This window comes from Yersinia rohdei ATCC 43380 (assembly GCF_000173775.1).
In the GTDB taxonomy this organism is placed as follows: Bacteria; Pseudomonadota; Gammaproteobacteria; order Enterobacterales; family Enterobacteriaceae; genus Yersinia; species Yersinia rohdei.
Genome location: NZ_ACCD01000014.1, coordinates 32,871 through 54,400, shown reverse-complemented (window position 1 = coordinate 54,400; position 21,530 = coordinate 32,871). Strand labels below are relative to the sequence as shown.

The window sequence follows — 21,530 nt, the reverse complement described above, 5'->3', positions numbered from 1 at the left end:
TCGTCAATCAACAGCTACAAATCAGCCAGTAGAATTTTTGAACGGCGTTGATAGTTATACAATTCCTGCTTTTGAATCGGTAAAACCTCAACCTCAGCAGGTGTAAAACCGCGCTCCTGGAACCAATGAATGCTGCGAGTGGTCAACACAAACAGTTTTTTAAGGCCCATTTGGCGTGCTTGATTTGCCACCCGCTTGAGTAGCATTTCCCCACGGGACGAGCTGCGATAATCAGGATGCACTGCAACGCAGGCCATTTCACCGATTTGCTCTTCAGGGAAGGGATAAAGCGCCGCACAGGCAATGGTCAGATTATCGCGCTCAATAATGGTGAACTTATCAATTTCCATTTCAAGTTGTTCACGTGAGCGGCGCACCAAAATTCCTTGTTGTTCGAGTGGGCGAATCAGCTCTAATATGCCACCAATATCATTAATGGTGGCGCGGCGAACTTGTTCCGCACTTTCCATCACAATCTGAGTGCCAATACCATCACGGGAGAACAGTTCTTGCACTAAAGCCCCATCTTCTTGATAACTCAGTAAATGGCTGCGGCGCACACCACTGCGGCAGGCTTTTACGGCACCACGCAGAAAACGTACTGTTCCCGAGTTGTAATCATCTTCCAGCTCCAGATCTTCAATCCGCTTTTGTGCATCATTCGGGAACAGTTCTGAAATAATATTGCCTTCACTGTCGGTCACCCCTTGGGAGGAGCAGAAACCAATCATCTTTTCAGCTTTAAGTTTAATCGCCAGCTGAGTGGCAACTTCTTCAGAGGTCAGATTAAAACTCTCGCCGGTAACAGATACCGCAACTGGCCCCAATAACACGATAGCGCCATTATCTAGCTGACGATGAATCGCCTCCTCATCAATTCGGCGGATCCGCCCGCTGTGGCAATAATCAACACCATCATCCACCCCCAGGGGTTGGGCAATGATAAAGTTGCCGCTAACGACATTAATGTGTGCGCCTTGCAGCGGGGTATTATTCAAGCTCATCGATAGTCTTGCAGTGATATCCAATTGCAATAAACCTGCGGCTTGCTTAACCATCTCCAGAGTTCGGGCGTCGGTCACCCTAGTATGTTTGTGATAAATAGGTTCGTAGTTATGCTGCGCTAAATTGCTGTCTATTTGTGGGCGGGCACCATATACCACGACCAAGCGGATCCCCAGACTATGCAATAGCCCTATATCATTGACGATGCTCGAGAAGTTTTCATGTTCAATCGCCTCGCCACCCAGCATGACAACAAATGTCTTGCCGCGGTGCGCATTTATATAGGGAACTGAGTGGCGAAATCCTTGAACCAGTTCAGTACTACGTTCCTTCACGGCAGACCCTCTTTTGAATTTTTATTCGCTATTTTTGTATTTTTATTCTTTTTTGACCAAGATGGCAAGCAGGAAATTGCTATTAAATGCATATGTATGGCACATGCGCATTAATAAATTGAATAACATAAAAATGTTTTTCTAATGACAGCGCGAGGTCGATTAGTTAAAGTTTTTGTTCGCTAATTTTTTTGTTTGGTTTTTATTCATATTTTGGTAGTTACTTTGGAGTTACATGGCAGATTCAAATCATAATTCTGGGCGTCGTCGTCTACTGCAAGGTGCTGCTGCAGCCTGGATGCTAACTGTCACCCGGGTCGGATTTGCTGCTTCCTCACATGTGATTGCCGTCAGGGTTTGGCCCTCGTCAACTTATACTCGAGTTACATTGGAATCCAATACACCGCTTAAATATCGCCAGTTCGCCCTGACTAATCCAGATAGGATTGTGGTTGATATTGAAGGTGTGCATCTCAATAGCGTACTGAAAGAAATCAGCAATCAGGTGCAGTCTGGTGATCCTTACTTGAAGCAGGCGCGAGTAGGGCAGTTTGATAAAAATACTGTCCGGCTGGTATTGGAACTGAAGCAAAGCATCAGCCCGCAACTCTTTACTCTTAAACCCTTTGCTGAGTTCAAAAACCGCTTAGTTGTTGATTTGTATCCACAAGAGGGGAGTGCCTCGGCTGAAGATGACCCGCTGTTGGCATTATTAGAGGATTACAATAAAGGTAATGTGGAGCGGACTTTGCCGGCAGAAGCACCTAAAGCGGGTAAAGCAGGGCGAGACAGGCCAATTGTTATCATGTTAGACCCAGGGCATGGCGGCGAAGATCCCGGTGCTATTGGGCGAAATAAAACCCGCGAGAAAGACATTGTGCTGCAAATAGCCCGCCGGTTGCAGGCATTGATAAAAAAAGAAGCGAATATGCGGGTATTTATGACCCGCAATGAAGATGTCTTTATCCCATTGAAAGTTAGGGTCGCTAAAGCTCGCAAGTTGCGGGCAGATTTATTCATTTCAATTCATGCTGATGCCTTTACCAGCCAGGCCGCCAGAGGTTCTTCGGTGTTTGCGTTATCGACCAAAGGGGCAACCAGTACCGCCGCCCGTTTTTTGGCTCAAACACAGAATGAAGCTGACCAAATTGGTGGCGTCAGTAAGAGCGGTGACCGCTACCTTGACCATACCATGATTGATTTGCTGCAAACCGCGACTATCAATGACAGCCTTAAGTTTGGTAAAGAAGTGCTGAACCGCATGGGGAAAATTAATAAACTGCACAAAAACAGTGTTGATCAGGCCGGTTTCGCGGTATTGAAAGCACCGGATATTCCGTCAATCTTGGTTGAAACAGCGTTTATCAGTAATTTGGAAGAAGAGCGGAAATTGCGAACCAGCCGTTTTCAGCAGCAAGTGGCCGAATCCATTTTTGCCGGTATCAAAGCGTATTTTGCTAATGGCGGTGCTATGGCAAGGGTTTAAACATGATTGATTAATTTACAGCGGGGCTGGGATTGCCCTGGCTGGGGAGATTGAAAGCCAGAAACAAAAAAACACCCTTGAGGGTGTCTTATGGCGATATAAACATGATTAAGAATTGGTTGCGGGGGCCGGATTTGAACCGACGACCTTCGGGTTATGAGCCCGACGAGCTACCAGGCTGCTCCACCCCGCGTCCGTCATTACATTTTTTGCTGTTTTCACAGCTGCACATCCACTTCTAACCGCTATTGTACTTATTTCGTCTTAACTTTCAAGACTATCGAACAACATTTGATACTGCTGGTAGACAGTATCGGTTGGTTGCGGGGGCCGGATTTGAACCGACGACCTTCGGGTTATGAGCCCGACGAGCTACCAGGCTGCTCCACCCCGCGTCCGATTGAGCGCACTATACTCTGGATGAGATCTGTTGCAAGTAGTTTTGCCACTTAATTATGGTAAATAGGTTTTTTCGATTAATTTATCAACTATCTGTTTCCTTTTTCCCCATAATGACATCAAGGGATTTTTTTCTACCTGCTGATTCCTTTATCTATAGGCGTTTGTTATCGTTCGCCGGTAGATAAAATCCAGTAGATAAAATAAGTAAGAGAAGAGAAGGCGTGAAATGACAAGTCGTTGGGGCAAATACCTACTGAGTGGAATAATGATTGCTGTTCTGGCTGGTTGCCAGTCGCGGCCAACCGATCATGGGCAGCAATATAAAGATGGGCGTCTGGAGCAATCACTGCAACTGGTGAATGAACCAAACGCGACAGGTAAGCCAGTCAATGCAAAAGATTATTCTGATCAGGTGAAAGTGATTAACCAATCTTCACCGGGTCTGTATAGCCGTAATAGTAATACATTTAATGCGGTTGAAAACTGGATGTTGGCTGGGGCTGATCCCAGTAAATTAAGTTTGTTTGGTTTGAATGCTTATCAGATGGAAGGTGTCGATAATTTCGGTAATGTGCAATTTACCGGCTATTACACCCCGGTGTTGCAGGCCCGCTATACACCACAAGGTGAATTCCGCCACCCCCTTTATCGTATGCCTGCTAAGGGTAAAGGTCGTTTACCCAACCGCGCGGCAATATATTCAGGTGCATTGGATAACCGTAACTTAGCTATTGCCTACACCAATTCGTTGGTGGATAACTTTATGATGGAAGTGCAGGGCAGCGGTTATATTGATTTTGGTGATGGTCAACCACTGACTTTCTTCGGATACGCGGGCAAAAATGGTCATGCTTATCGCAGTATTGGCAAAGTGCTGATTGACCGCGGTGAAGTTGCCAAAGCGGATATGTCGATGCAAGCTATTCGCCATTGGGCTGAAACCCACAGTGAAGCTGAAGTGAGAGAGTTGTTAGAGCAGAATCCGTCTTTTGTCTTCTTCAAACCGGCAATGTATGCGCCAGTTAAAGGGGCCAGTGCGGTGCCACTGATTGCCAAAGCGTCGGTAGCTTCTGACCGCTCACTTATTCCACCGGGCACCACCTTGTTGGCTGAAGTGCCTTTGTTGGATAATCAGGGGAAATTTACCGGCCAATATCAGATGCGGTTGATGGTTGCGCTGGATGTAGGCGGAGCAATTAAAGGCCAGCACTTTGATATCTATCAGGGTATTGGGCATGAAGCAGGTCAGGCTGCTGGTTTCTACAACCATTATGGCCGCGTTTGGGTACTGAAAAATGCCCAAAGCAGTGGGCCACTGTTTACTGCCTATCAAGGTGATAAAACAGCGACTCCAGCTAATACGGGTTCGTCACTGTTGGTGAGTAATAAGTAAACAGGTAATTTAAGCACTTTTCATTTTTCTAAGGCGGCTAATTGGCCGCTTTTGCATTGGTATTATTTTTCTACGTTATAAAGGTAACAAATCTATGAGCACAACCTATTCCGAAGCTTACCAACAGCGGTTTGGTGGCATTGCTCGCCTCTATGGGCAGCAGGCACTGGCGCTTTTTTCACAATCACATGTTTGTGTTATCGGTATTGGTGGTGTGGGCTCATGGGCCGCAGAAGCACTGGCACGTACAGGAATTGGTGCGATTACATTGATTGATATGGATGATGTTTGCGTTACTAATACTAATCGCCAGATCCATGCTTTGCGGCACAATGTTGGTCAGGCTAAAACCGAAGTCATGGCAGAACGTATTCTTGCCATCAATCCGGAATGCCAAGTGACATGTATTGATGATTTTATTACCGCAGATAATGTTGCACAGCTTTTAGATAACAATTTTAGCTATGTTATTGATGCTATTGATAGTGTGCGCCCCAAAGCCGCGCTGTTGTCCTATTGCCGCCGCTATAAAATTCCCGTGGTGACGACCGGTGGGGCCGGCGGGCAAATCGACCCGACGCGCATTGAGGTGGTTGATTTGGCGAAAACGATTCAGGATCCGTTGGCGGCAAAGCTGAGGGAAAGGCTAAAAAACGATTTCAAGGTAGTGAAAAACAGCAAAGGCAAACTGGGAATTGACTGTGTTTTCTCCAGCGAACCCTTGGTTTACCCTCAGAGCGATGGGTCGGTGTGTGCCTCTCGCAGTACAGCTGAAGGGCCGAAAAAGATGGATTGCACTTCAGGTTTCGGTTCGGCAACGATGGTCACCGCCACCTTTGGTTTTGTCGCGGTGTCTCATGCATTGAAAAAAATGATGGCGAAGGCGGCTCGTCAGGCGCAGTAACCACAGCTAATAACCCTATAATTTCAAGAGCTAAGGGTATATTGAGTCGCAATCGCCTGTACCGCCTGGGCCAGCGCCTGCAAACCGCTGGCACGTGAAGTGCTTAATTGCTGGCGCAATCCCAATTGGTCAAACAGCGCTAAGGGATCTTCAGCCAGTACCTGCTGTGGGGTTTTACCTTCCACGGCGGTCAGAATGACGGCCAGTAGCCCTCGAACAATTCGGCCTTCGCTATCGCCGTAGAAATGTAAACGGCCATCCGGCAGACGTTGATGCCCGAGCCACACTCTATTTTCACAACCCGTCAGCTCCAACTCTTGCTGTTTTAATGACTCAGGTAATGGTGGGAGTTGTTTGGCCAGCAAAATTAATTGGCGGTAGCGGTCTTCCCACTGCTTATGAGCGCTGAATGTTTCGAGCAAATTTGCAGCAGTAATATCCTGACCAAATGGGTGTGGGGCAATCATCATTTTCTCGTTTTATAACAGGTTGATATTTATCGATATTATTTTTGATAAACACTTAATCTTGTAATAATTTCAACGCCTTGGCTATCGCCGCGCACAGTGCGTCAACATCGTCCACCGTATTGTAAGGGGCAAATGAGGCGCGCAAGCTGCCACTCACGCCCAATGCGGTCATTAAGGGTTGTGCACAATGTTGCCCGGCCCGCAAGGCAATACCTTGTTCAGCCAGTAATGTCACTAAATCACTGTGGTGAATGCCAGCAAAAGTAAAGGCCAGCAAGCTTGATTGTTGGCAACGGAAGCTGCGAAAACCCGCTAATTTTGCCAGTTTACTTTCTGCCAATGTTGCCAGATTTTGGCTATAAATTTCGGCCTCTTCCAAATCAATATGCTCGAGCCAACTTAGAACTGCGGATAAACCTATTACGCCGGCGATATTAGGCGTGCCCGCTTCAAAACGGTAGGGAACTTCATGAGGGGTAAAACCACTAAATGAAGCATGGGTCAGCATTTTTCCGCCACCTTGCCATGCGGGCATTTCGGCCAGAAGCTCAGGTTTCCCGTACAGTACGCCAATGCCGGTCGGCCCATACAATTTGTGGGCAGAAAAAGCATAGAAATCAATATCAAGAGCTTGAACATCTGCCGGATTATGAACAATTCCTTGCGCGCCATCGACTACCACAACACAGTCATATTGATGGGCAAGTTCAATTGCCTGAGCCAATTGTGGGCTGCCGCCCGTCACATTCGACATCTGCCCCAGTGCGAATAAACGCGTTTTATGGCTGAGTAACTGCGGTAATTGCTCTAAATCGGGCAGCCTATCTTGGCCTAAGGGTAATTTAATTATTTTAGCACCCGTTTGCTCGGCAACCATAAGCCAGGGTATTAAGTTCGCATGATGTTCTGCTTCGCTAACAATAATTTCATCCCCAGCTTGCAGGCGGGGGCGGGCATAGCTTTGCGCGACCAGATTAATGGCCTCGGTCGTGCCTCGTGTCCATATGATACTTTCTGCTTCTGCCGCATTAATAAAGTCAGCGACTTGCTGACGGGTTTCTTCAAAACGCACCGTCAATGACATAGCGGATTGATGCTGGCTACGATGTACAGTCGCGGAATCCTGCTGATAAAACAACTGGGTAGCATCAATCATGGCACGCGGTTTTAGAGCTGTTGCCGCACTGTCCAGATAGATTACTTCTTTGTTGATTGCCGGGAATTCCTGGCGAAAATCCGTTGGATTAAAAGCCTTCATACTGTCGTTCGCATCCTTTGATGTACTTCGGAACTGTCTCATTTTGCCCATAATTAGCCCGCTAATGACTCGGGAGGCTGGCAATATGTCACAAGCTAGTTATGCTGAATAGTATTAGGCGAAACCATTCGCCTGGTAGTTAAAACGATTTTTTCAGCATTTTAATCTGCAAGGAGTCACTCATGAAAAAGACAGCTACTGTAATTTCTGCACTTATGCTCACTTTTACCTTAGCAGGTTGTTCAAGTAACTATGCCATGCACACTAATGATGGTCGCACTATAGTTGCTGATGGTAAACCTAAAGTAGATGATGAAACGGGGATGATAAGCTATATCGATGCTAATGGCACCGAGCAGCAAATTAACCGCTCAGAAGTAAAGGAAATGGCCGAGAGTAAGTAAATTGCCGTGAATAGACGCCAGGTTCGGCGGGAAACCCTTAGCAACAACTTAAATTTAAGCTTTAACTCTGTAGTGGACAAAGTGGCGCTTACATTTAGTTTTTGAAAATAAGTCAGTTCTAAAAAAAGGGTAAAAAAAAGCACCGCTAAAATAGCGGTGCTGCATAAAATCACTATGGACAGACAGGGTAAATGTACAGGAAGTGAAAAAAAACAGTAGCTTAGCTACTATGTCTGGTACACCAGACCATTTGCAAACACAACATCACAACCACAAAGCCAAAAGCATTTCAGTACCTGGATACTAAACCTACTTTTCGTTCCGGCTTAGGAAGTGCCGCCACTATAGGTATTTACTGGCACATCCTCAATGGACAATTTATAATGTCTCGGATTACAAAAACTAATAAGTAAACAAAGGGTTTCATCTGGCGATGAGCCGTTATAAAAAAGTATCCAATTCATGTCAAAACGATTACCACCACTGAATGCCTTGCGGGTTTTCGATGCGGCCGCACGCCACCTGAGTTTTACTAAAGCGGCTGATGAATTATTTGTTACTCAAGCAGCGGTTAGCCACCAGATAAAGTCACTGGAGGATTTCCTTGGGCTAAAATTGTTCCGCCGTCGTAACCGCTCTTTGCTGCTGACGGAAGAAGGTCAGAGTTACTATCTTGATATCAAAGAAATTTTCACCTCCATCAATGAAGCTACGCGTAAATTACAGGCCCGCAGTGCGAAAGGTGCCCTGACAGTTAGCCTTCCCCCCAGTTTTGCTATCCAATGGTTGGTTCCTCGTCTTTCTGGATTTAATGCCGCTTATCCTGGGATTGATGTCAGGATCCAGGCGGTTGATCGGGAAGAAGATAAGCTCGCCGATGATGTCGATGTGGCGATATTTTATGGTCGGGGAAATTGGACTGGTTTGCGAACTGAACGTTTGTATGCCGAATTCTTGCTCCCCGTGTGTGCGCCGAGCTTGTTAATGGGCGAGCATGGATTAAAAGTACCGGCAGATCTGGCTAATCACACTCTATTGCATGATACTTCCCGCCGAGATTGGCTGGCCTATACCCGTCAGTTGGGTGTTCCGCAGATTAATGTGCAGCAAGGCCCAATATTTAGCCACAGTGCCATGGTGGTTCAAGCCGCAGTTCATGGGCAAGGTATTGCGCTGGTGAATAACGTGATGGCGCAGTCTGAAATCGAAGCCGGGCGCTTGGTGTGCCCATTTAATGATGTGCTGGTGAGTAAAAATGCTTTTTATCTGGTTTGTCATGACAGTCAGGCAGAACTGGGTAAAATAGCCGCCTTCCGTCAGTGGATACTGGCAAGAGCTGCCAGTGAGCAGGAAAAATTACGTTTTCGCTATGACAACTGAGTAACCACAGCCTCTGTTTAGTCGGGTATCTGTTTGGTAATGACAAACCCATTCACGATGGTAATCCACCACGGTAAAATGCTTATTGTTGGGCGATATAACTGTATCTAATTAAGGTTAATGACGATGAATGGTCGTTTAATGCTGATATTTGCCGCTCTGAGTGGTTTTTTCTATGTTGCTTTCGGTGCCTTTGGTGCTCATGTATTGAGTACCACTTTGGGGCCGAATGAGATGGCTTGGATTCATACCGGGCTTGAGTATCAGGGATTCCATACCTTGGCAATCCTGGCATTAGCTGTTGCCATGCAGCGGCAGATAAGTATTTGGTTTTACTGGAGTGGAGCCTTGTTAGCGCTCGGAACTCTACTCTTTAGTGGCAGTTTATACTGCCTGGCTCTATCGCACCTGAAACTGTGGGTATATATCACGCCAGTGGGCGGAGTATGTTTTCTGGCGGGATGGATTTTGATGTTGATTGGCGCGCTGCGTCTAAGAAAAAGGGCAGAACGCCATGAATAATAAAATTGCTTTGTATTGCCGCTCTGGTTTTGAAAAAGAATGTGCGGCAGAGATTACCGCGAAGGCTGCACAGCTCGAAATCTTTGGTTTTGCACGGGTAAAAGATAATAGCGGCTATGTGCTATTTGAATGTTATCAGTTGGAAGATGCGGATCGTTTGATTCGCGAAGTGCCATTCCGCGAATTAATTTTTGCCCGCCAAATGATGGTGGTGGGTGAGTTATTGAAAGATTTGCCGCCGGAAGACCGTGTTTCTCCTATTGTTGGTATGTTGGTCGGTGTGGTTGAAAAAGCCGGTGAGCTGCGTGTTGAAGTTGCTGATACCAATGAAAGCAAAGAGTTACTTAAGTTTTGTCGCAAGTTAACGGTGCCGCTGCGTAATGCCCTGCGCGAGCAGAAAATTCTGTCTGCCCGTGAAAATGCTCATCGCCCCGTGGTGCATGTCTTCTTCATCGCGTCTGGCTGTTGCTATGTGGGATATTCCTATAGCAACAATAACTCGCCATTCTATATGGGTATTCCCCGGCTGAAGTTCCCATCAGATGCACCAAGCCGCTCAACCTTAAAACTGGAAGAAGCTTTCCACGTGTTTATCCCTGCGGATGAATGGGAAGAGCGTTTAGCCAGTGGTATGCATGCTGTCGATTTAGGTGCTTGCCCAGGGGGGTGGACTTATCAATTGGTGCAGCGCAGCATGATGGTTCAGGCCATTGATAATGGGTCAATGGCGCAAAGCCTGATGGATACCGGGCAAGTGACACATCATCGCGTTGATGGTTTTAAATATGAGCCAACCCGCAGCAATATTTATTGGTTAGTCTGCGATATGGTTGAGAAACCGGCCAAAGTGACCCAACTTATCATTAAGTGGATGGTGAATGGCTGGTGCCGCGAAGCTATTTTTAACCTGAAATTGCCGATGAAAAAGCGTTTTGAAGTTGTTTCAGAAAATCTGGAAATGTTGGATGAACAACTGAAAGAAAATGGCATTAATTCCCATATTCAGGCCAAGCAGCTTTATCATGACCGTGAAGAAGTCACTGTGCATGTGCGCCGTATTTGGTCTGGTGTTCCGGGCCGTCGTGATGAGCGCAATTAGTCTCTAACTTAATTAGTCTCTAACTTAGGGGGTTAGCTACGCGGACTCAACCTGCTAATCGGGGTGAGTTCGCATGCCGCCACCTGCAATGCCAATGACTTTGGTTAGGGCGTTATATCTAAGGGGCCAATGGGCTCCTTAGTTTTTTATGCTGCTATCATTTATGCAAACGTAGCTGCTGCAAATTGCCGTTTAATGGTAAGTCCGTTTTAAGTGTGGCAATTTGTTTGCAAATAAAAGCCATTTCCTGATGCTGCTGCAATTTCTTGCGCCATTTCTCCGGTACTGAATCTAGCCCTTGATAGAGCTCTTCCAGGCTATTGGCTTGTTGCAATAACAGTGCCGCAGTTTTTGCGCCAATACCTGCAACACCAGGGATTTTACTGCTGCTTATTCCGGCCAGCCCCCAATAATCAGGTAATTGATGCGGTGACACGCCAAACTCTTGCTTGACGAACGGCATATCCAACCAGCGTTTTTGGAAATAATCTCGAATTTGTATATTGGGTGCTAATAGCTGACAGTAGCCTTTGTCAGTCGAAACGATAGTGACCTGATGCCCAGCCCCACTAACTTTTACCGCTAACGTTGCGGCCAGGTCATCGGCCTCATTTCCCGGTGAATGCCAACAATTAACCCCTAATGACATAAATGCATCACGGATCTGGGGCATTTCCTGTTGCAGGTTGTCTGGCATTGGCGAGCGGCCAGCCTTGTAATCAGGGAGGCAATGGTGACGCCAGCTATCAGCACGGTCATCCTCATCAAAAACCGCCACCACATGAGTCGGCTGGCTGTGCTGTAGCAATTGTTGTAACCCATGCTGACAAGCATTAATACAAGGTGACCCTTGCACCGCATGAATGCGACGAATCAGGTTAAGGGCATCAACGATAAGAAGGTGGATTTGCATGACCTGTCTTGAACAGTTATTGAATCAGAGTGATATCGGGCAGTGTCAGCCAGTATATTCAGTGCCAGCACTGCCCGGTGAAGGTGATTTAACTGCAGTTTCTTAACTACAGTTTCTTAACTACCTTTCTTAACTACAAATTTCATAGCAAGGTGTGTAAGCACTGCCCGGTAATTTCATGCGATGCTGGGCAATAAAACCTTGTAACAGTTGATCCATTTGCTTCATCAATAATGGGTCGCCGTGCAATTTAAATGGCCCCTGAGCTTCAATGGCATGGATCCCGACTTCTTTAACATTACCTGCCACAATGCCAGAAAACGCGCGACGCAATGCTGCGGCCAGTTTTTCTGGTGGCTGATTATGGGACAAATCCAGATTTGCCATGTTTTCATGTGTCGGCTCAAAGGGATGCTGTAAATCTGGCGCGATACGAATAGACCAGTTAAAGCTATAAGCATCACCGGTGTTGCGACGATTTTCTTTTACCAATGGCATTGATTTCTTCATCTGACGAGCGACTTCATCAGGGTCATCAATGATTATTTGGTAGTATTTACGGGCTTCTTCACCCAGCGTATTTTTGATGAATTCATCCACGACCCTAAAGTAATCTGCACTTTCTTTTGGCCCAGTCAGGATAAGCGGCAATACCTGCTCACTGTTCTCTGGGTTCATCAGGATCCCTAATAGATAGAGCAGCTCTTCAGCTGTACCTACGCCACCTGGGAAAATTATGATTCCATGTGCAATACGGACGAAAGCTTCCAGTCGTTTTTCAATGTCTGGCATGATAACCAGTTCATTAACCAGTGGATTTGGTGGCTCTGCCGCAATAATTGACGGCTCAGTCATGCCAATAAAGCGGCCTTGTCTGTAGCGTTGTTGAGCATGGCCGACTGCCGCCCCTTTCATGGGGGCTTCCATTGCACCTGGCCCGCAGCCGGTACAGATATTTAATTCACGTAAACCGAGTTGGCTACCCACTTTACGGGCATATAAATATTCGATTTCATTGATTGAATGACCGCCCCAACAAACAACCATATTCGGTTCTTCATCAATATGCAGAGCACGGGCATTACGCAAAATGGAGAAGACCAGATTGGTCAAATGGCTGGAATTTTCGATATTAAGATGTTGATCGCGCTCGGCACTCACAATTTGACCGCTCACAAATAAGATATCGCGCAAGACGGCAAACAGGTTTGCCTGTAATGAGCGAATAATTTTACCATCAACAAAGGCATGTTCTGGTGGATTTACCAGCTCGAGTTTCACGCCACGTTCACGGCGCAACACATTGATATCAAAGTTTTCATAGCGAGATAACAGCTCTTTACTGTTATCGGTTAGGCTACCTGAATTGAGAACAGCTAATGAGCAATTTCGGAATAAACGGTACAGGTCACTACTGGCTGTACGCTTTAGCATATCCACTTCAAGCTGTGACAACAGATCCATTGAGCCGAGTGGGCTGATATGTGTAATCAAAGTTACTCCTTTGCACCCTGGGGGTGATATTACCTGTGTATCAGAGTGCTATTTTCTGTTTTTCCGTGGAATATCAGAGAGCCTCTAAGTGTCCATGACAGTTTTTTCAGTTAAAAATAGCATGACGATCCTGTATTTAACCTTAACGTCGCAAGACATTTTTTACCAATGTTTACGTGATAGAGCTGTAATGTTGCGCACTTGTCCGCATTTATTGTCGTGCTAAACGGCCGGTTGAGGGCAAAAAATCAGTATTGGAGCGCCACGGATTAATATCCAAGCCTCCGCGACGAGTATAGCGAGCATATACGGACAATGTTTCTGGTTGGCAAAAACGCAGAATGTCATTGAAAATGCGCTCAACACATTGCTCGTGAAATTCATTGTGGTGGCGGAAAGATACCAGATAGCGCAGCAGGGCTTCTCGGTTAATCTGTGGGCCGCTATAGCTGATTTGTACTGAGCCCCAATCCGGTTGGTGGGTTATCAGGCAGTTAGATTTGAGCAAGTGGCTGACCAGGCTCTCTTCCACTCGGTTGTGACTGGTCGCCCCTTGCAAGTAATCCGCACTGAACTCATAGCTATCGATACGAATATCTTGCTGATCCAGACATTCTCCAGCGAAATTAGCAATTGGCTGATGGGTTATTTCATCCAGATGGTATAGCGTGACACTGACATCCCCTTGTGCGCAGGCGGCTAAATCCTGTTGCAAAGTGGTTTGCACACTTTCCCAGTCAGCAAAAACAGTCTGGTTAAAGCTGTTGAGGTAAAGCTTAAAGCTTTTTGATTCAATCAGATTAAGGCTATTGGCATTGAGGCTTATTTCACCCACAGCTACCTGTGGCAGGCCATTATTGTTTAGCCAGGACAACTCATATAATGTCCAGATATCCGCGCCATGAAAGGGCAGATTATCAGGATACAAGCCGAGAGGTTCTCGATTCATACTGCGTGGAACGGCCTGAAGTAAGGTGGCGTCATAGCTATCGCGGTAAGCCGTTGGTTTGCCTAGCGTCAGTTCCGCTAGCGCCTGGTGGTCTTGATATGAAGACATGCTGTTCCCATGATGAGAGAAAGGTACAATAGCTGTAGTTTATCAATTTATGCCGCGTTTAACTGCATTTCTGAGTTGGGGCTATGCCATCTCTGATGCAGCGCAAGCCGCCGCGATACTGAGAATAAGAATGGATCAGAATATTTCAACGGCCCTCACGAGCTTTACTCAACGCTATATCGATTTATGGCAGCAGAAAACCGGGGGCCTGCCAGCTAGCGCAGATCTCTATGGGGTTCCTTCTCCTTGTATTGTGAAAACACAGGATTCGCAGGTATTTTGGCTTCCTCAACCTTTTGTTGCCGATGCCACGCTTGCCAACATTGAGCGGGCATTGGAGATTCAACTTCATCCAGATATTCATGAGTTTTATACCCGGCAATATGCTGGGGATATGTGTGCGGATTTAGGCGAGCACCGCTTCACCTTGTTGCAGGTGTGGAGCGAAGATGATTTTATCCGTTTGCAGGAGAATCTGATTGGCCATTTGGTGACACAAAAAAGATTAAAACTCTCACCGACACTGTTTTTGGCAACAACGGAATCTGAAATGACTATGGCTTCACTGTGTAATGTGAGTGGCAATGTCGTCCTGGAGGAGTTCGGTAGCGGGAAACGTACATTACTGGCATCCACTCTTGCTCACTTCCTGGATGCATTACGTCCGGTAATACCTGAGTAAATAGAAGGTTATTGTTTATTCATAGACAACCGGTGTGAGAGATCTCGCACACCGGTTGTGAGATATCACTTCTATTATCTTTATGTAAAATGATGCTATTAGTTTTATCTTCAATAAAATCATTTCGTTATAAACATTCATTTTTATATATATAAAAACCCTCACCTCATTATTCTTACAGTATCTTGTCTCTCTCTGTCTATTAAGCGATCCTTTATTCGCTGGATAGGATCCGGTGGAGAAGGATGGTAACAGGATGCTGCCACTTCAGGATGAAGAACACAGGGACTGCTTAGGATGAGTGAAGGGATGTTTCAGGATGAAACCAAGGACACCTCCAGGATGGAGATTGAGAGCCAATTCAGGATGATTGGCGGGTTAGGATAACCTCAGGATTGGCACTGGGATGGTGTAGGATACTGCGACGGATTGCTGGTTAGGATAACCACACGGAAAAGTTTTCAAGGATTGAGCAGGGAGCATCAATTTTAGCTGGATTGCTATGAAACGAATTGAGGGGTACTGGTAAAACAGTACCCCTTTTTTTGTCTTTATTTTTCTCACTCTGTAATCTTGGGGGCGTTTGGGCATCTTCTGCTTCAATGGTATGCTTGCCGTCGTTGAACCAGGCCGGTGAATGGTCGTTTTTGGGTTGAGAGCATAATCATGAAGACAGAAAATCAGGTGCGTCAGAGCCTGCAGAATATCGAACTTGCCATGCGGGAAATTGACCTTTGGCAAACAGTTCCGCCACAAGCCGCCGCTTTCGAGAGCAACGAACCTTTTAGCATTGATACTATGGATGCCGAGCAGTGGCTGCAATGGGTGCTTATTCCGCGTATGTATGCATTATTAGAATCGAATGGCCCGCTTCCGACGCGTTTTGCCATCACTCCCTATTTTGAAGAGGCGCTGAGTGGCGATAATCGCCCGGATTGCACTGTATTGCTGGTCGAATTACAGCGCCTTGATGACTTGCTAAATAAAGAAAGTAACTAATGCTAGAAATACTTTATCAAGACGAACATATAGTTGCGGTCAATAAACCGGCTGGCTGGTTGGTTCACCGCAGTTGGTTGGACAGCAATGAAACTGTATTTGTGATGCAGACAGTGCGCGACCAGATTGGTCAGCATGTCTATACCGTCCATCGCCTGGATCGCCCGACATCTGGCGTGTTGCTGATGGCACTATCCAGTGAGGTTGCTCGTGCTCTTTCGTTGCAATTTGAGCAACACCAAATCCAGAAAACATATCATGCGGTGGTTCGAGGATATGTATTGGAGGCGGACACTATTGATTATGAAATGACTGAAGAGTTGGACAAAATTGCGGATAAATTTGCCCGCCCAGATAAAGCACCCCAGCCTTCAGTTACGCATTATAAACCCTTAGCAAAAGTTGAAGTGCCTGTTGCTATTGGGCGCTATGACACCGCCCGCTTTAGTTTACTGGAATTAAAACCAGAAACCGGCCGTAAGCATCAACTTCGCCGACATATGGCGCATATTCGCCACCCAATCATCGGCGATAGCGCCCACGGGGACTTACGCCAAAATCGGGGAGTTGGGCAGCATTTTGATTGTTCGCGCCTGATGCTTCATGCCAGTCATTTGCAGCTGAATCATCCGGTCACTGGCGAGCCACTTTCTCTGACTGCTCGTTGGGATGAATCATGGCAACAGCTTATGTCCCATTTTGGTTGGCTGGGCATTGCCCCTCATCTTGAAAGGGTTGAGTTTCCGGCGGCTGCGGGTCAGGATAGCGAATAATTTTTTCTCGTTAAAAGGAAATATCGGTTATGGCCCAGGTTGGTATCTTTGTTGGCACTGTTTACGGTAATGCGCTGTTAGTTGCGGAAGAAGCCGAGAGCATACTGAAAGCTCAGGGGCACGAGGTAAAGGTGTTTGACGAAGGCACTTTAGAGGCTTGGCAATATTATCGTCAGCATTATGCGCTGGTGGTCACCTCGACCACCGGGCAGGGGGATTTCCCTGACAGTATTGCCCCACTTTTTGTGGCTGTTCGTGATCAGGTCGGATTCCAGCCAGAGCTGCGATATGGTGTCATTGCACTGGGTGACAGCAGCTATGATAATTTCTGTGGAGCAGGGCGCGCATTTGATGAATTGCTGCAAGAGCAGGGCGCGACCAGAATTGGCGAAAGACTCGAAATTGATGCTATTGAGCACCCGGAGCCAGAAGTGGTCTCAGCGGGGTGGGTAGCTGCATGGGGACGTTTACTTCAATAAAATATTTTTGTATTTGAAGAAGTTGCAGGGTGGTAGCAATACTCACTTACCTGCAACTTCAATTATCTTCGGCTATTACATTTAACATCTTGCGCCAAACTTAACGGCCGCTGGTCAGCTTATCGAGATCAGATTCAATCTCCGCAATTTTATTGGCGACGACGCTTTCTAAATGGCGCAAGTCATCCAAAATCTTACGTTTTAAATCAACTTCAATCTGATCGCGTTTGCACAGTTGATCAAGTTCATCAATGACATAACGTAGATTAGGATTGATTTCATTGATTTCTTTATAGCCATGCCCGGCATTATCCGCAACCACAGTTTTGCGCTGGCGTGGATATTTGAATTTCACACTCTTAGCAAAAAACTCACCTTTATCTTTGCGGAAGTAAATTTTCAGAATGTCGTTATTGGCCTCCTGACGCAGGCTATAGCGATCGACATCTTCAGGTTGTGTGATTCCTAAGCTTTTCAGATTGTCATACATAGCGCCACCTTTTTAGTTTTATTCCCTTCATACTTGAAGTAACAGGGGGGAAGCCGGAGTCACTTACTCGAGTAAGCTCATCAGGACTTGCTCGCGACCTACCTGCAACGCCAAGCTCTTTGGGTTTGTATTCCACAGTTTATGATTATGACGGTAATTTTCGCCAAAGAATGTGATTCACACACCAGGCAAAAAAATAGCGGGGGGTTAGCCCGCTAGTTTCATATTAGTCGATGGTGCGTAATAACTCATTAATCCCGACTTTTCCGAGAGTTTTCGCATCAACTTTCTTCACGATAACCGCACAGTACAGGCTGTAGCTACCGTCTTTCGATGGCAAATTACCAGAAACGACCACTGAGCCCGCAGGAACACGGCCGTAATGGATTTCACCGGTTTCGCGATCATAAATACGGGTGCTTTGGCCGATGAATACGCCCATTGATATAACAGAGCCTTCTTCGACGATAACCCCTTCGACCACTTCTGAACGCGCGCCAACAAAGCAGTTGTCTTCAATAATGGTTGGGTTAGCTTGCAGTGGTTCCAATACGCCACCAATACCTACGCCGCCGGACAAGTGAACATTTTTACCAATTTGCGCGCACGAACCAACGGTTGCCCATGTGTCGACCATAGTGCCTTCATCAACAAAAGCACCAATATTCACATAAGAAGGCATCAACACGGTATTACGGGCAATAAATGCCCCTTTACGCACGGTGGCCGGAGGCACAACACGAAAGCCTTCGCGCTGAAAACGTGCTTCATCATAGCCGGCAAATTTCATTGGCACTTTATCGTAGTAACGGGTTTCGGCACCTTCCATTACTTGGTTATCATTGATGCGGAAAGACAACAGCACCGCCTTTTTTAGCCATTGGTGGGTAACCCACTGGCCATCAATTTTTTCTGCAACTCGCAGAGCGCCGGTATCCAGCAGATCAATCACATGATTAATCGCTTCGCGCGTTACGGTGTCTACATTTGCCGGAGTAATGTCTGCACGACGTTCGAAGGCGGTTTCAATAACGTTCTGTAGTTGCTGCATTCTGTTTCTTTCCTGATGTCGATATACCCAGTTTATTTGAAGTTACAGGTCATGCTTTAGCTGACTGCAACTTGCATGGCTCTGGGTAGAGGTTGTAAGAAAAATTAATCACTAAAAAGTTATTTGTATCACAGTTTATCGTTTGGATTGAGGGTATCTGTCAACCGTTGTGCTAATTCACGGCGCGTTTCAAGACTTAACGCGCGGCGATCTTTATCCGCTAACACAAATAAATCCTCTACCCGCTCGCCGATGGTGGTGATGCGCGCGCTATGCAGTGATAGCCCTAAATCCGCAAAAATCTCGCCAACACGTGCCAGTAAGCCCGGTTGGTCTAGGGCGATTAGCTCCAGATATGTTCGGCGCTCATTATGCGTCGGCAGGTAATTTGTTTCCGTCGGAACACTGAAATGGCGTAGTTTAGGCGATAACCGCCTGACGCGCGGGTGCTGATAATTCGGCTGAGTCATGGCCTGTTGCAGTGCATCCCGGATGATGGGGTGCCGGTCTTGCGCCAAGGGGCTGCCATCTGGCTCCAATACGATAAACGTATCCATTGCCATGCCATCACGGTTAGTGAAAATCTGAGCGTCATGGACACTGAGATTACGGCGATCTAATTCGCCAACAACCGCAGCAAATAACGATGGGCGGTCAGGGCTCCAGATGAATATTTCGGTTCCCCCACGAGTCGCCTGACGACTAATCAAGACCAGCGGTTTGGTGGAATCATGTTCCAGCAGATGGCGGGCATGCCAAGCCAATTGATTTGGTGAATGGCGCAAGAAATAATCCGCCCGGCAACGGCTCCAAATATGATGCAGCGCTTCTTCATCAATATTATCCATCCGCAACAGGGCCAGTGCCTGCAACCGATGGTGGCGCACACGTTCACGCAGATCCGGGCTGTTAAGCATGCCACGGCGAAGTTGTTTTTCCGTGGCGAAATAAAGTTCGCGTAGCAAACTCTGCTTCCAGCTATTCCACAGATTTTCATTGGTGGCGCAAATATCGGCCACCGTCAGACTGACTAAATAGCGCAGGCGGGTTTCGCTTTGCACCTCTGCGGAGAATTGCTGAATAACCGCCGGATCCTGAATATCCCGACGTTGAGCTGTTACTGACATCAATAAATGGCACCGCACTAACCAGGCCACCAGCTGCGCCTCGCGGGAGTTCAGCCCATGCTGCTCGGCAAATTCCAATACATCATGAGCACCGAGTATTGAATGGTCGCCCCCGCGCCCTTTGGCAATATCATGAAATAGCGCGGCCAGCAGTAATAATTCAGGTTGAGGCAAACGCGGGTAAATTTCCACACACAGCGGGTGGTTAGGCCGGGTCTTTTCATCCGCGAAACTTTCGAGCTTAAGCAAAACCCGGAGCGTGTGTTCATCGACGGTATAAGCATGGAACAGGTCAAACTGCATTTGCCCGACGATACTGCCCCATTGCGGCATATAGGCCCACAGGACGCTGTGGCGGTGCATAGGCAGCAAAGCTCGGGAGACTGCACCTGGGTGGCGTAAAATCGCCATAAACAGCTTACGGGCTTCAGGAATGTGACATAAAGGTTGTTTAAGGTGCCGGCGAGCATGGCGCAAACGGCGCACGGTCGTCGAGTAAATTCCTTTAATGTCCTGATTGCGCACCATCAAATAGAACATGCGCATAATAGCTTCAGGTTGTTGAATAAAGAGATTTTCATCGCGCAGGTCTATTAAATCTCCACGTAACTGAAACTCATCATCCAATGGGCGCGGTTTTTCATTGGCATCCAGCGCCAATATGGCTTCATCAAACAACTGCAAAAGCATGTTATTCAGTTCACTGACTCGGCGTGTCATACGATAAAAATCTTTCATCATACGCTCGACCGGTTCATTGCCTTCGCCCTGATAGCGCAACAGCTGGGCAACACTCAATTGGCGGTCAAATAATAGACGGTTATCGTAGCGGGTCAAAACTAAATGCAAGGCGAACCGGATGCGCCATAAAAAACTTTGGCTTTCAATGAGTTCATTGCGTTCTGCTTTAGTCAAAAACCCGAAATCAACCATCTCACTTAAGGATGTCGCGCCAAAATGGCGGCGGGCAACCCATAGCAGAGTATGAATATCTCTTAAGCCGCCGGGGCTGCTTTTGATATCCGGCTCCAGATTATAACTGGTGCCGTGATAGCGCTTATGCCGCTCTTGCTGCTCAGCAATTTTGGCATGGAAAAATTGGGGGGATGGCCAGAAACCGTCGCTGAAAATGTGCTTTTGCATTTGGAGAAATAAAGCTACATCGCCGCAAATTAAGCGCGATTCAATCATATTAGTGGCAACGGTCAGGTCGGCCAGCCCTTCCAGCAAGCACTCTTCCAGTGTCCGCACGCTATGGCCAACTTCCAGTTTTAGGTCCCATAGCAACGTAATTAACTGACCGACTCGCTGGGCATGTTCTTCATTCAGGTGCTGCTTGCTGAGGATTAAGACATCAATATCTGATAATGGATGCAACTCACCCCGGCCATAGCCTCCGACGGCAACCAGCGCTGTTTCTGGAACGTCATCAAAACCGTAGAATGTCCATAATCGTTGCAGCAGGCGGTCTATGTAATCACTGCGCGCCGCAATTAATATCTCGGCGCTAACTCCGCCATTGAATGCTTCTGCCAACCAAGATTGGAATATCTCTAATCTTTGCTTGAGTATTGGGCAATTAAGCTCGCTATCAAGGTAGGTATTGGGTGGCGCGGGTTGCTCAGGAATGACCTTGGTGACTGCCAGTAAGGCAGAGTGCTCGGTGTGGTTGTCAGACATATGCTCCCCGTTAATAAGAACCCGATGAAAACGCAGCCCAAAAAAAAGCCGGCGGTTGCCGGCTGAGTTTGATGACAAAGCAACATTATCAGCTCTGAGTTAGTCGGGGTGACTGTAGCGATGGGTG

At 46.9% G+C, this 21,530-nt stretch carries 20 protein-coding genes and 2 tRNA genes; 11 read left to right on the top strand and 11 right to left on the bottom strand.

The window, feature by feature from the left end:
- Positions 1 to 14 precede the first annotated feature (14 nt).
- Positions 15 to 1,340: an amino-acid N-acetyltransferase gene (argA, locus tag YROHD0001_RS07375; RefSeq protein WP_032817065.1), complete on the bottom strand. Its 1,326-nt coding sequence runs from the start codon at positions 1,338 to 1,340 to the stop codon at positions 15 to 17.
- Positions 1,341 to 1,575: 235 nt separating this feature from the next.
- Here argA and amiC point away from each other — a divergent pair, with 235 nt between their 5' ends.
- Entirely contained in the window at positions 1,576 to 2,826 is a 1,251-nt protein-coding gene (amiC, locus tag YROHD0001_RS07380; protein ID WP_004715097.1) for an N-acetylmuramoyl-L-alanine amidase AmiC, read from the top strand.
- Positions 2,827 to 2,942: 116 nt separating this feature from the next.
- On the opposite strand, the gene YROHD0001_RS07385 is transcribed toward amiC, so the two are convergent.
- Positions 2,943 to 3,019: transfer RNA gene (locus YROHD0001_RS07385), tRNA-Met, on the bottom strand.
- A gap of 125 nt (positions 3,020 to 3,144) precedes the next feature.
- Positions 3,145 to 3,221: transfer RNA gene (locus tag YROHD0001_RS07390), tRNA-Met, on the bottom strand.
- Positions 3,222 to 3,454: 233 nt separating this feature from the next.
- Here YROHD0001_RS07390 and mltA point away from each other — a divergent pair.
- Both mltA and tcdA read left to right on the top strand, forming a co-directional pair.
- Positions 3,455 to 4,621: a murein transglycosylase A gene (gene mltA / locus YROHD0001_RS07395; protein WP_032817064.1), complete on the top strand. Its 1,167-nt coding sequence runs from the start codon at positions 3,455 to 3,457 to the stop codon at positions 4,619 to 4,621.
- Between the two features lie 94 nt (positions 4,622 to 4,715).
- Positions 4,716 to 5,525: a tRNA cyclic N6-threonylcarbamoyladenosine(37) synthase TcdA gene (tcdA, locus tag YROHD0001_RS07400; RefSeq protein WP_004715095.1), complete on the top strand. Its 810-nt coding sequence runs from the start codon at positions 4,716 to 4,718 to the stop codon at positions 5,523 to 5,525.
- 23 nt (positions 5,526 to 5,548) lie between these two features.
- Here tcdA and csdE read toward each other — a convergent pair whose 3' ends face one another.
- Positions 5,549 to 5,995, bottom strand: a complete 447-nt coding sequence (gene csdE, locus YROHD0001_RS07405; protein ID WP_004715092.1) for a cysteine desulfurase sulfur acceptor subunit CsdE — start codon at positions 5,993 to 5,995, stop codon at positions 5,549 to 5,551.
- A 52-nt stretch (positions 5,996 to 6,047) separates the two neighbouring features.
- Positions 6,048 to 7,253, bottom strand: coding sequence for a cysteine desulfurase CsdA (csdA, locus tag YROHD0001_RS07410; RefSeq protein WP_004715090.1), 1,206 nt, complete (start codon positions 7,251 to 7,253; stop codon positions 6,048 to 6,050).
- Between the two features lie 182 nt (positions 7,254 to 7,435).
- Between csdA and YROHD0001_RS0118015 the strand changes: the two genes are divergently transcribed.
- The 4 genes from YROHD0001_RS0118015 (at position 7,436) to rlmM (ending at position 10,658) form a co-directional block, all read left to right on the top strand.
- Positions 7,436 to 7,657, top strand: coding sequence for a YgdI/YgdR family lipoprotein (locus YROHD0001_RS0118015; protein ID WP_032817063.1), 222 nt, complete (start codon positions 7,436 to 7,438; stop codon positions 7,655 to 7,657).
- Positions 7,658 to 8,119: 462 nt separating this feature from the next.
- Entirely contained in the window at positions 8,120 to 9,037 is a 918-nt protein-coding gene (locus YROHD0001_RS07415; protein WP_004715088.1) for a transcriptional regulator GcvA, read from the top strand.
- Between the two features lie 126 nt (positions 9,038 to 9,163).
- Complete coding sequence (locus YROHD0001_RS07420) at positions 9,164 to 9,559, top strand: DUF423 domain-containing protein (RefSeq protein ID WP_004715087.1); 396 nt, start codon at positions 9,164 to 9,166, stop codon at positions 9,557 to 9,559.
- Entirely contained in the window at positions 9,552 to 10,658 is a 1,107-nt protein-coding gene (rlmM, locus tag YROHD0001_RS07425; protein ID WP_032817062.1) for a 23S rRNA (cytidine(2498)-2'-O)-methyltransferase RlmM, read from the top strand. Before YROHD0001_RS07420 ends, rlmM begins: the two co-directional genes overlap by 8 nt.
- Before the next feature lie 157 nt (positions 10,659 to 10,815).
- Here the strand turns inward: rlmM and xni are convergent, their stop codons facing one another.
- The 3 genes from xni to queF all read right to left on the bottom strand — a co-directional run bounded on the left by xni (position 10,816) and on the right by queF (position 14,122).
- A complete protein-coding gene (gene xni, locus YROHD0001_RS07430) occupies positions 10,816 to 11,571 on the bottom strand; it encodes a flap endonuclease Xni (protein ID WP_004715084.1) in 756 nt (251 codons plus the stop codon).
- A 129-nt stretch (positions 11,572 to 11,700) separates the two neighbouring features.
- A complete protein-coding gene (gene ppnN / locus YROHD0001_RS07435) occupies positions 11,701 to 13,065 on the bottom strand; it encodes a nucleotide 5'-monophosphate nucleosidase PpnN (RefSeq protein WP_004715083.1) in 1,365 nt (454 codons plus the stop codon).
- A gap of 211 nt (positions 13,066 to 13,276) precedes the next feature.
- Positions 13,277 to 14,122, bottom strand: a complete 846-nt coding sequence (gene queF, locus YROHD0001_RS07440) for an NADPH-dependent 7-cyano-7-deazaguanine reductase QueF (protein WP_004715082.1) — start codon at positions 14,120 to 14,122, stop codon at positions 13,277 to 13,279.
- Between the two features lie 130 nt (positions 14,123 to 14,252).
- Here queF and syd point away from each other — a divergent pair, with 130 nt between their 5' ends.
- The 4 genes from syd to YROHD0001_RS07455 all read left to right on the top strand — a co-directional run bounded on the left by syd (position 14,253) and on the right by YROHD0001_RS07455 (position 17,055).
- Positions 14,253 to 14,804 carry a SecY-interacting protein gene (gene syd, locus YROHD0001_RS07445; protein WP_032817079.1) on the top strand — a complete coding sequence of 184 codons (552 nt, stop codon included), beginning with the start codon at positions 14,253 to 14,255 and terminating at the stop codon, positions 14,802 to 14,804.
- A 666-nt stretch (positions 14,805 to 15,470) separates the two neighbouring features.
- Positions 15,471 to 15,803, top strand: a complete 333-nt coding sequence (locus YROHD0001_RS0118010; protein WP_032817061.1) for a YqcC family protein — start codon at positions 15,471 to 15,473, stop codon at positions 15,801 to 15,803.
- Positions 15,803 to 16,576 carry a tRNA pseudouridine(65) synthase TruC gene (truC, locus tag YROHD0001_RS07450; RefSeq protein ID WP_004715080.1) on the top strand — a complete coding sequence of 258 codons (774 nt, stop codon included), beginning with the start codon at positions 15,803 to 15,805 and terminating at the stop codon, positions 16,574 to 16,576. Before YROHD0001_RS0118010 ends, truC begins: the two co-directional genes overlap by 1 nt.
- A 29-nt stretch (positions 16,577 to 16,605) precedes the next feature.
- Positions 16,606 to 17,055 (top strand): flavodoxin, encoded by a 450-nt coding sequence (locus tag YROHD0001_RS07455; protein WP_004715079.1) that lies wholly within the window; start codon positions 16,606 to 16,608, stop codon positions 17,053 to 17,055.
- A 100-nt stretch (positions 17,056 to 17,155) separates the two neighbouring features.
- Here the strand turns inward: YROHD0001_RS07455 and YROHD0001_RS07460 are convergent, their stop codons facing one another.
- The 3 genes from YROHD0001_RS07460 to glnD all read right to left on the bottom strand — a co-directional run bounded on the left by YROHD0001_RS07460 (position 17,156) and on the right by glnD (position 21,403).
- Positions 17,156 to 17,545 (bottom strand): DUF3461 family protein, encoded by a 390-nt coding sequence (locus YROHD0001_RS07460; RefSeq protein WP_004715078.1) that lies wholly within the window; start codon positions 17,543 to 17,545, stop codon positions 17,156 to 17,158.
- A gap of 226 nt (positions 17,546 to 17,771) precedes the next feature.
- On the bottom strand, positions 17,772 to 18,596 hold the full coding sequence (gene dapD / locus YROHD0001_RS07465) for a 2,3,4,5-tetrahydropyridine-2,6-dicarboxylate N-succinyltransferase (protein ID WP_004715076.1): 825 nt from the start codon (positions 18,594 to 18,596) through the stop codon (positions 17,772 to 17,774).
- Positions 18,597 to 18,724: 128 nt separating this feature from the next.
- Positions 18,725 to 21,403 (bottom strand): bifunctional uridylyltransferase/uridylyl-removing protein GlnD, encoded by a 2,679-nt coding sequence (glnD, locus tag YROHD0001_RS07470; protein WP_004715074.1) that lies wholly within the window; start codon positions 21,401 to 21,403, stop codon positions 18,725 to 18,727.
- Between the last annotated feature and the right edge of the window lie 127 nt (positions 21,404 to 21,530).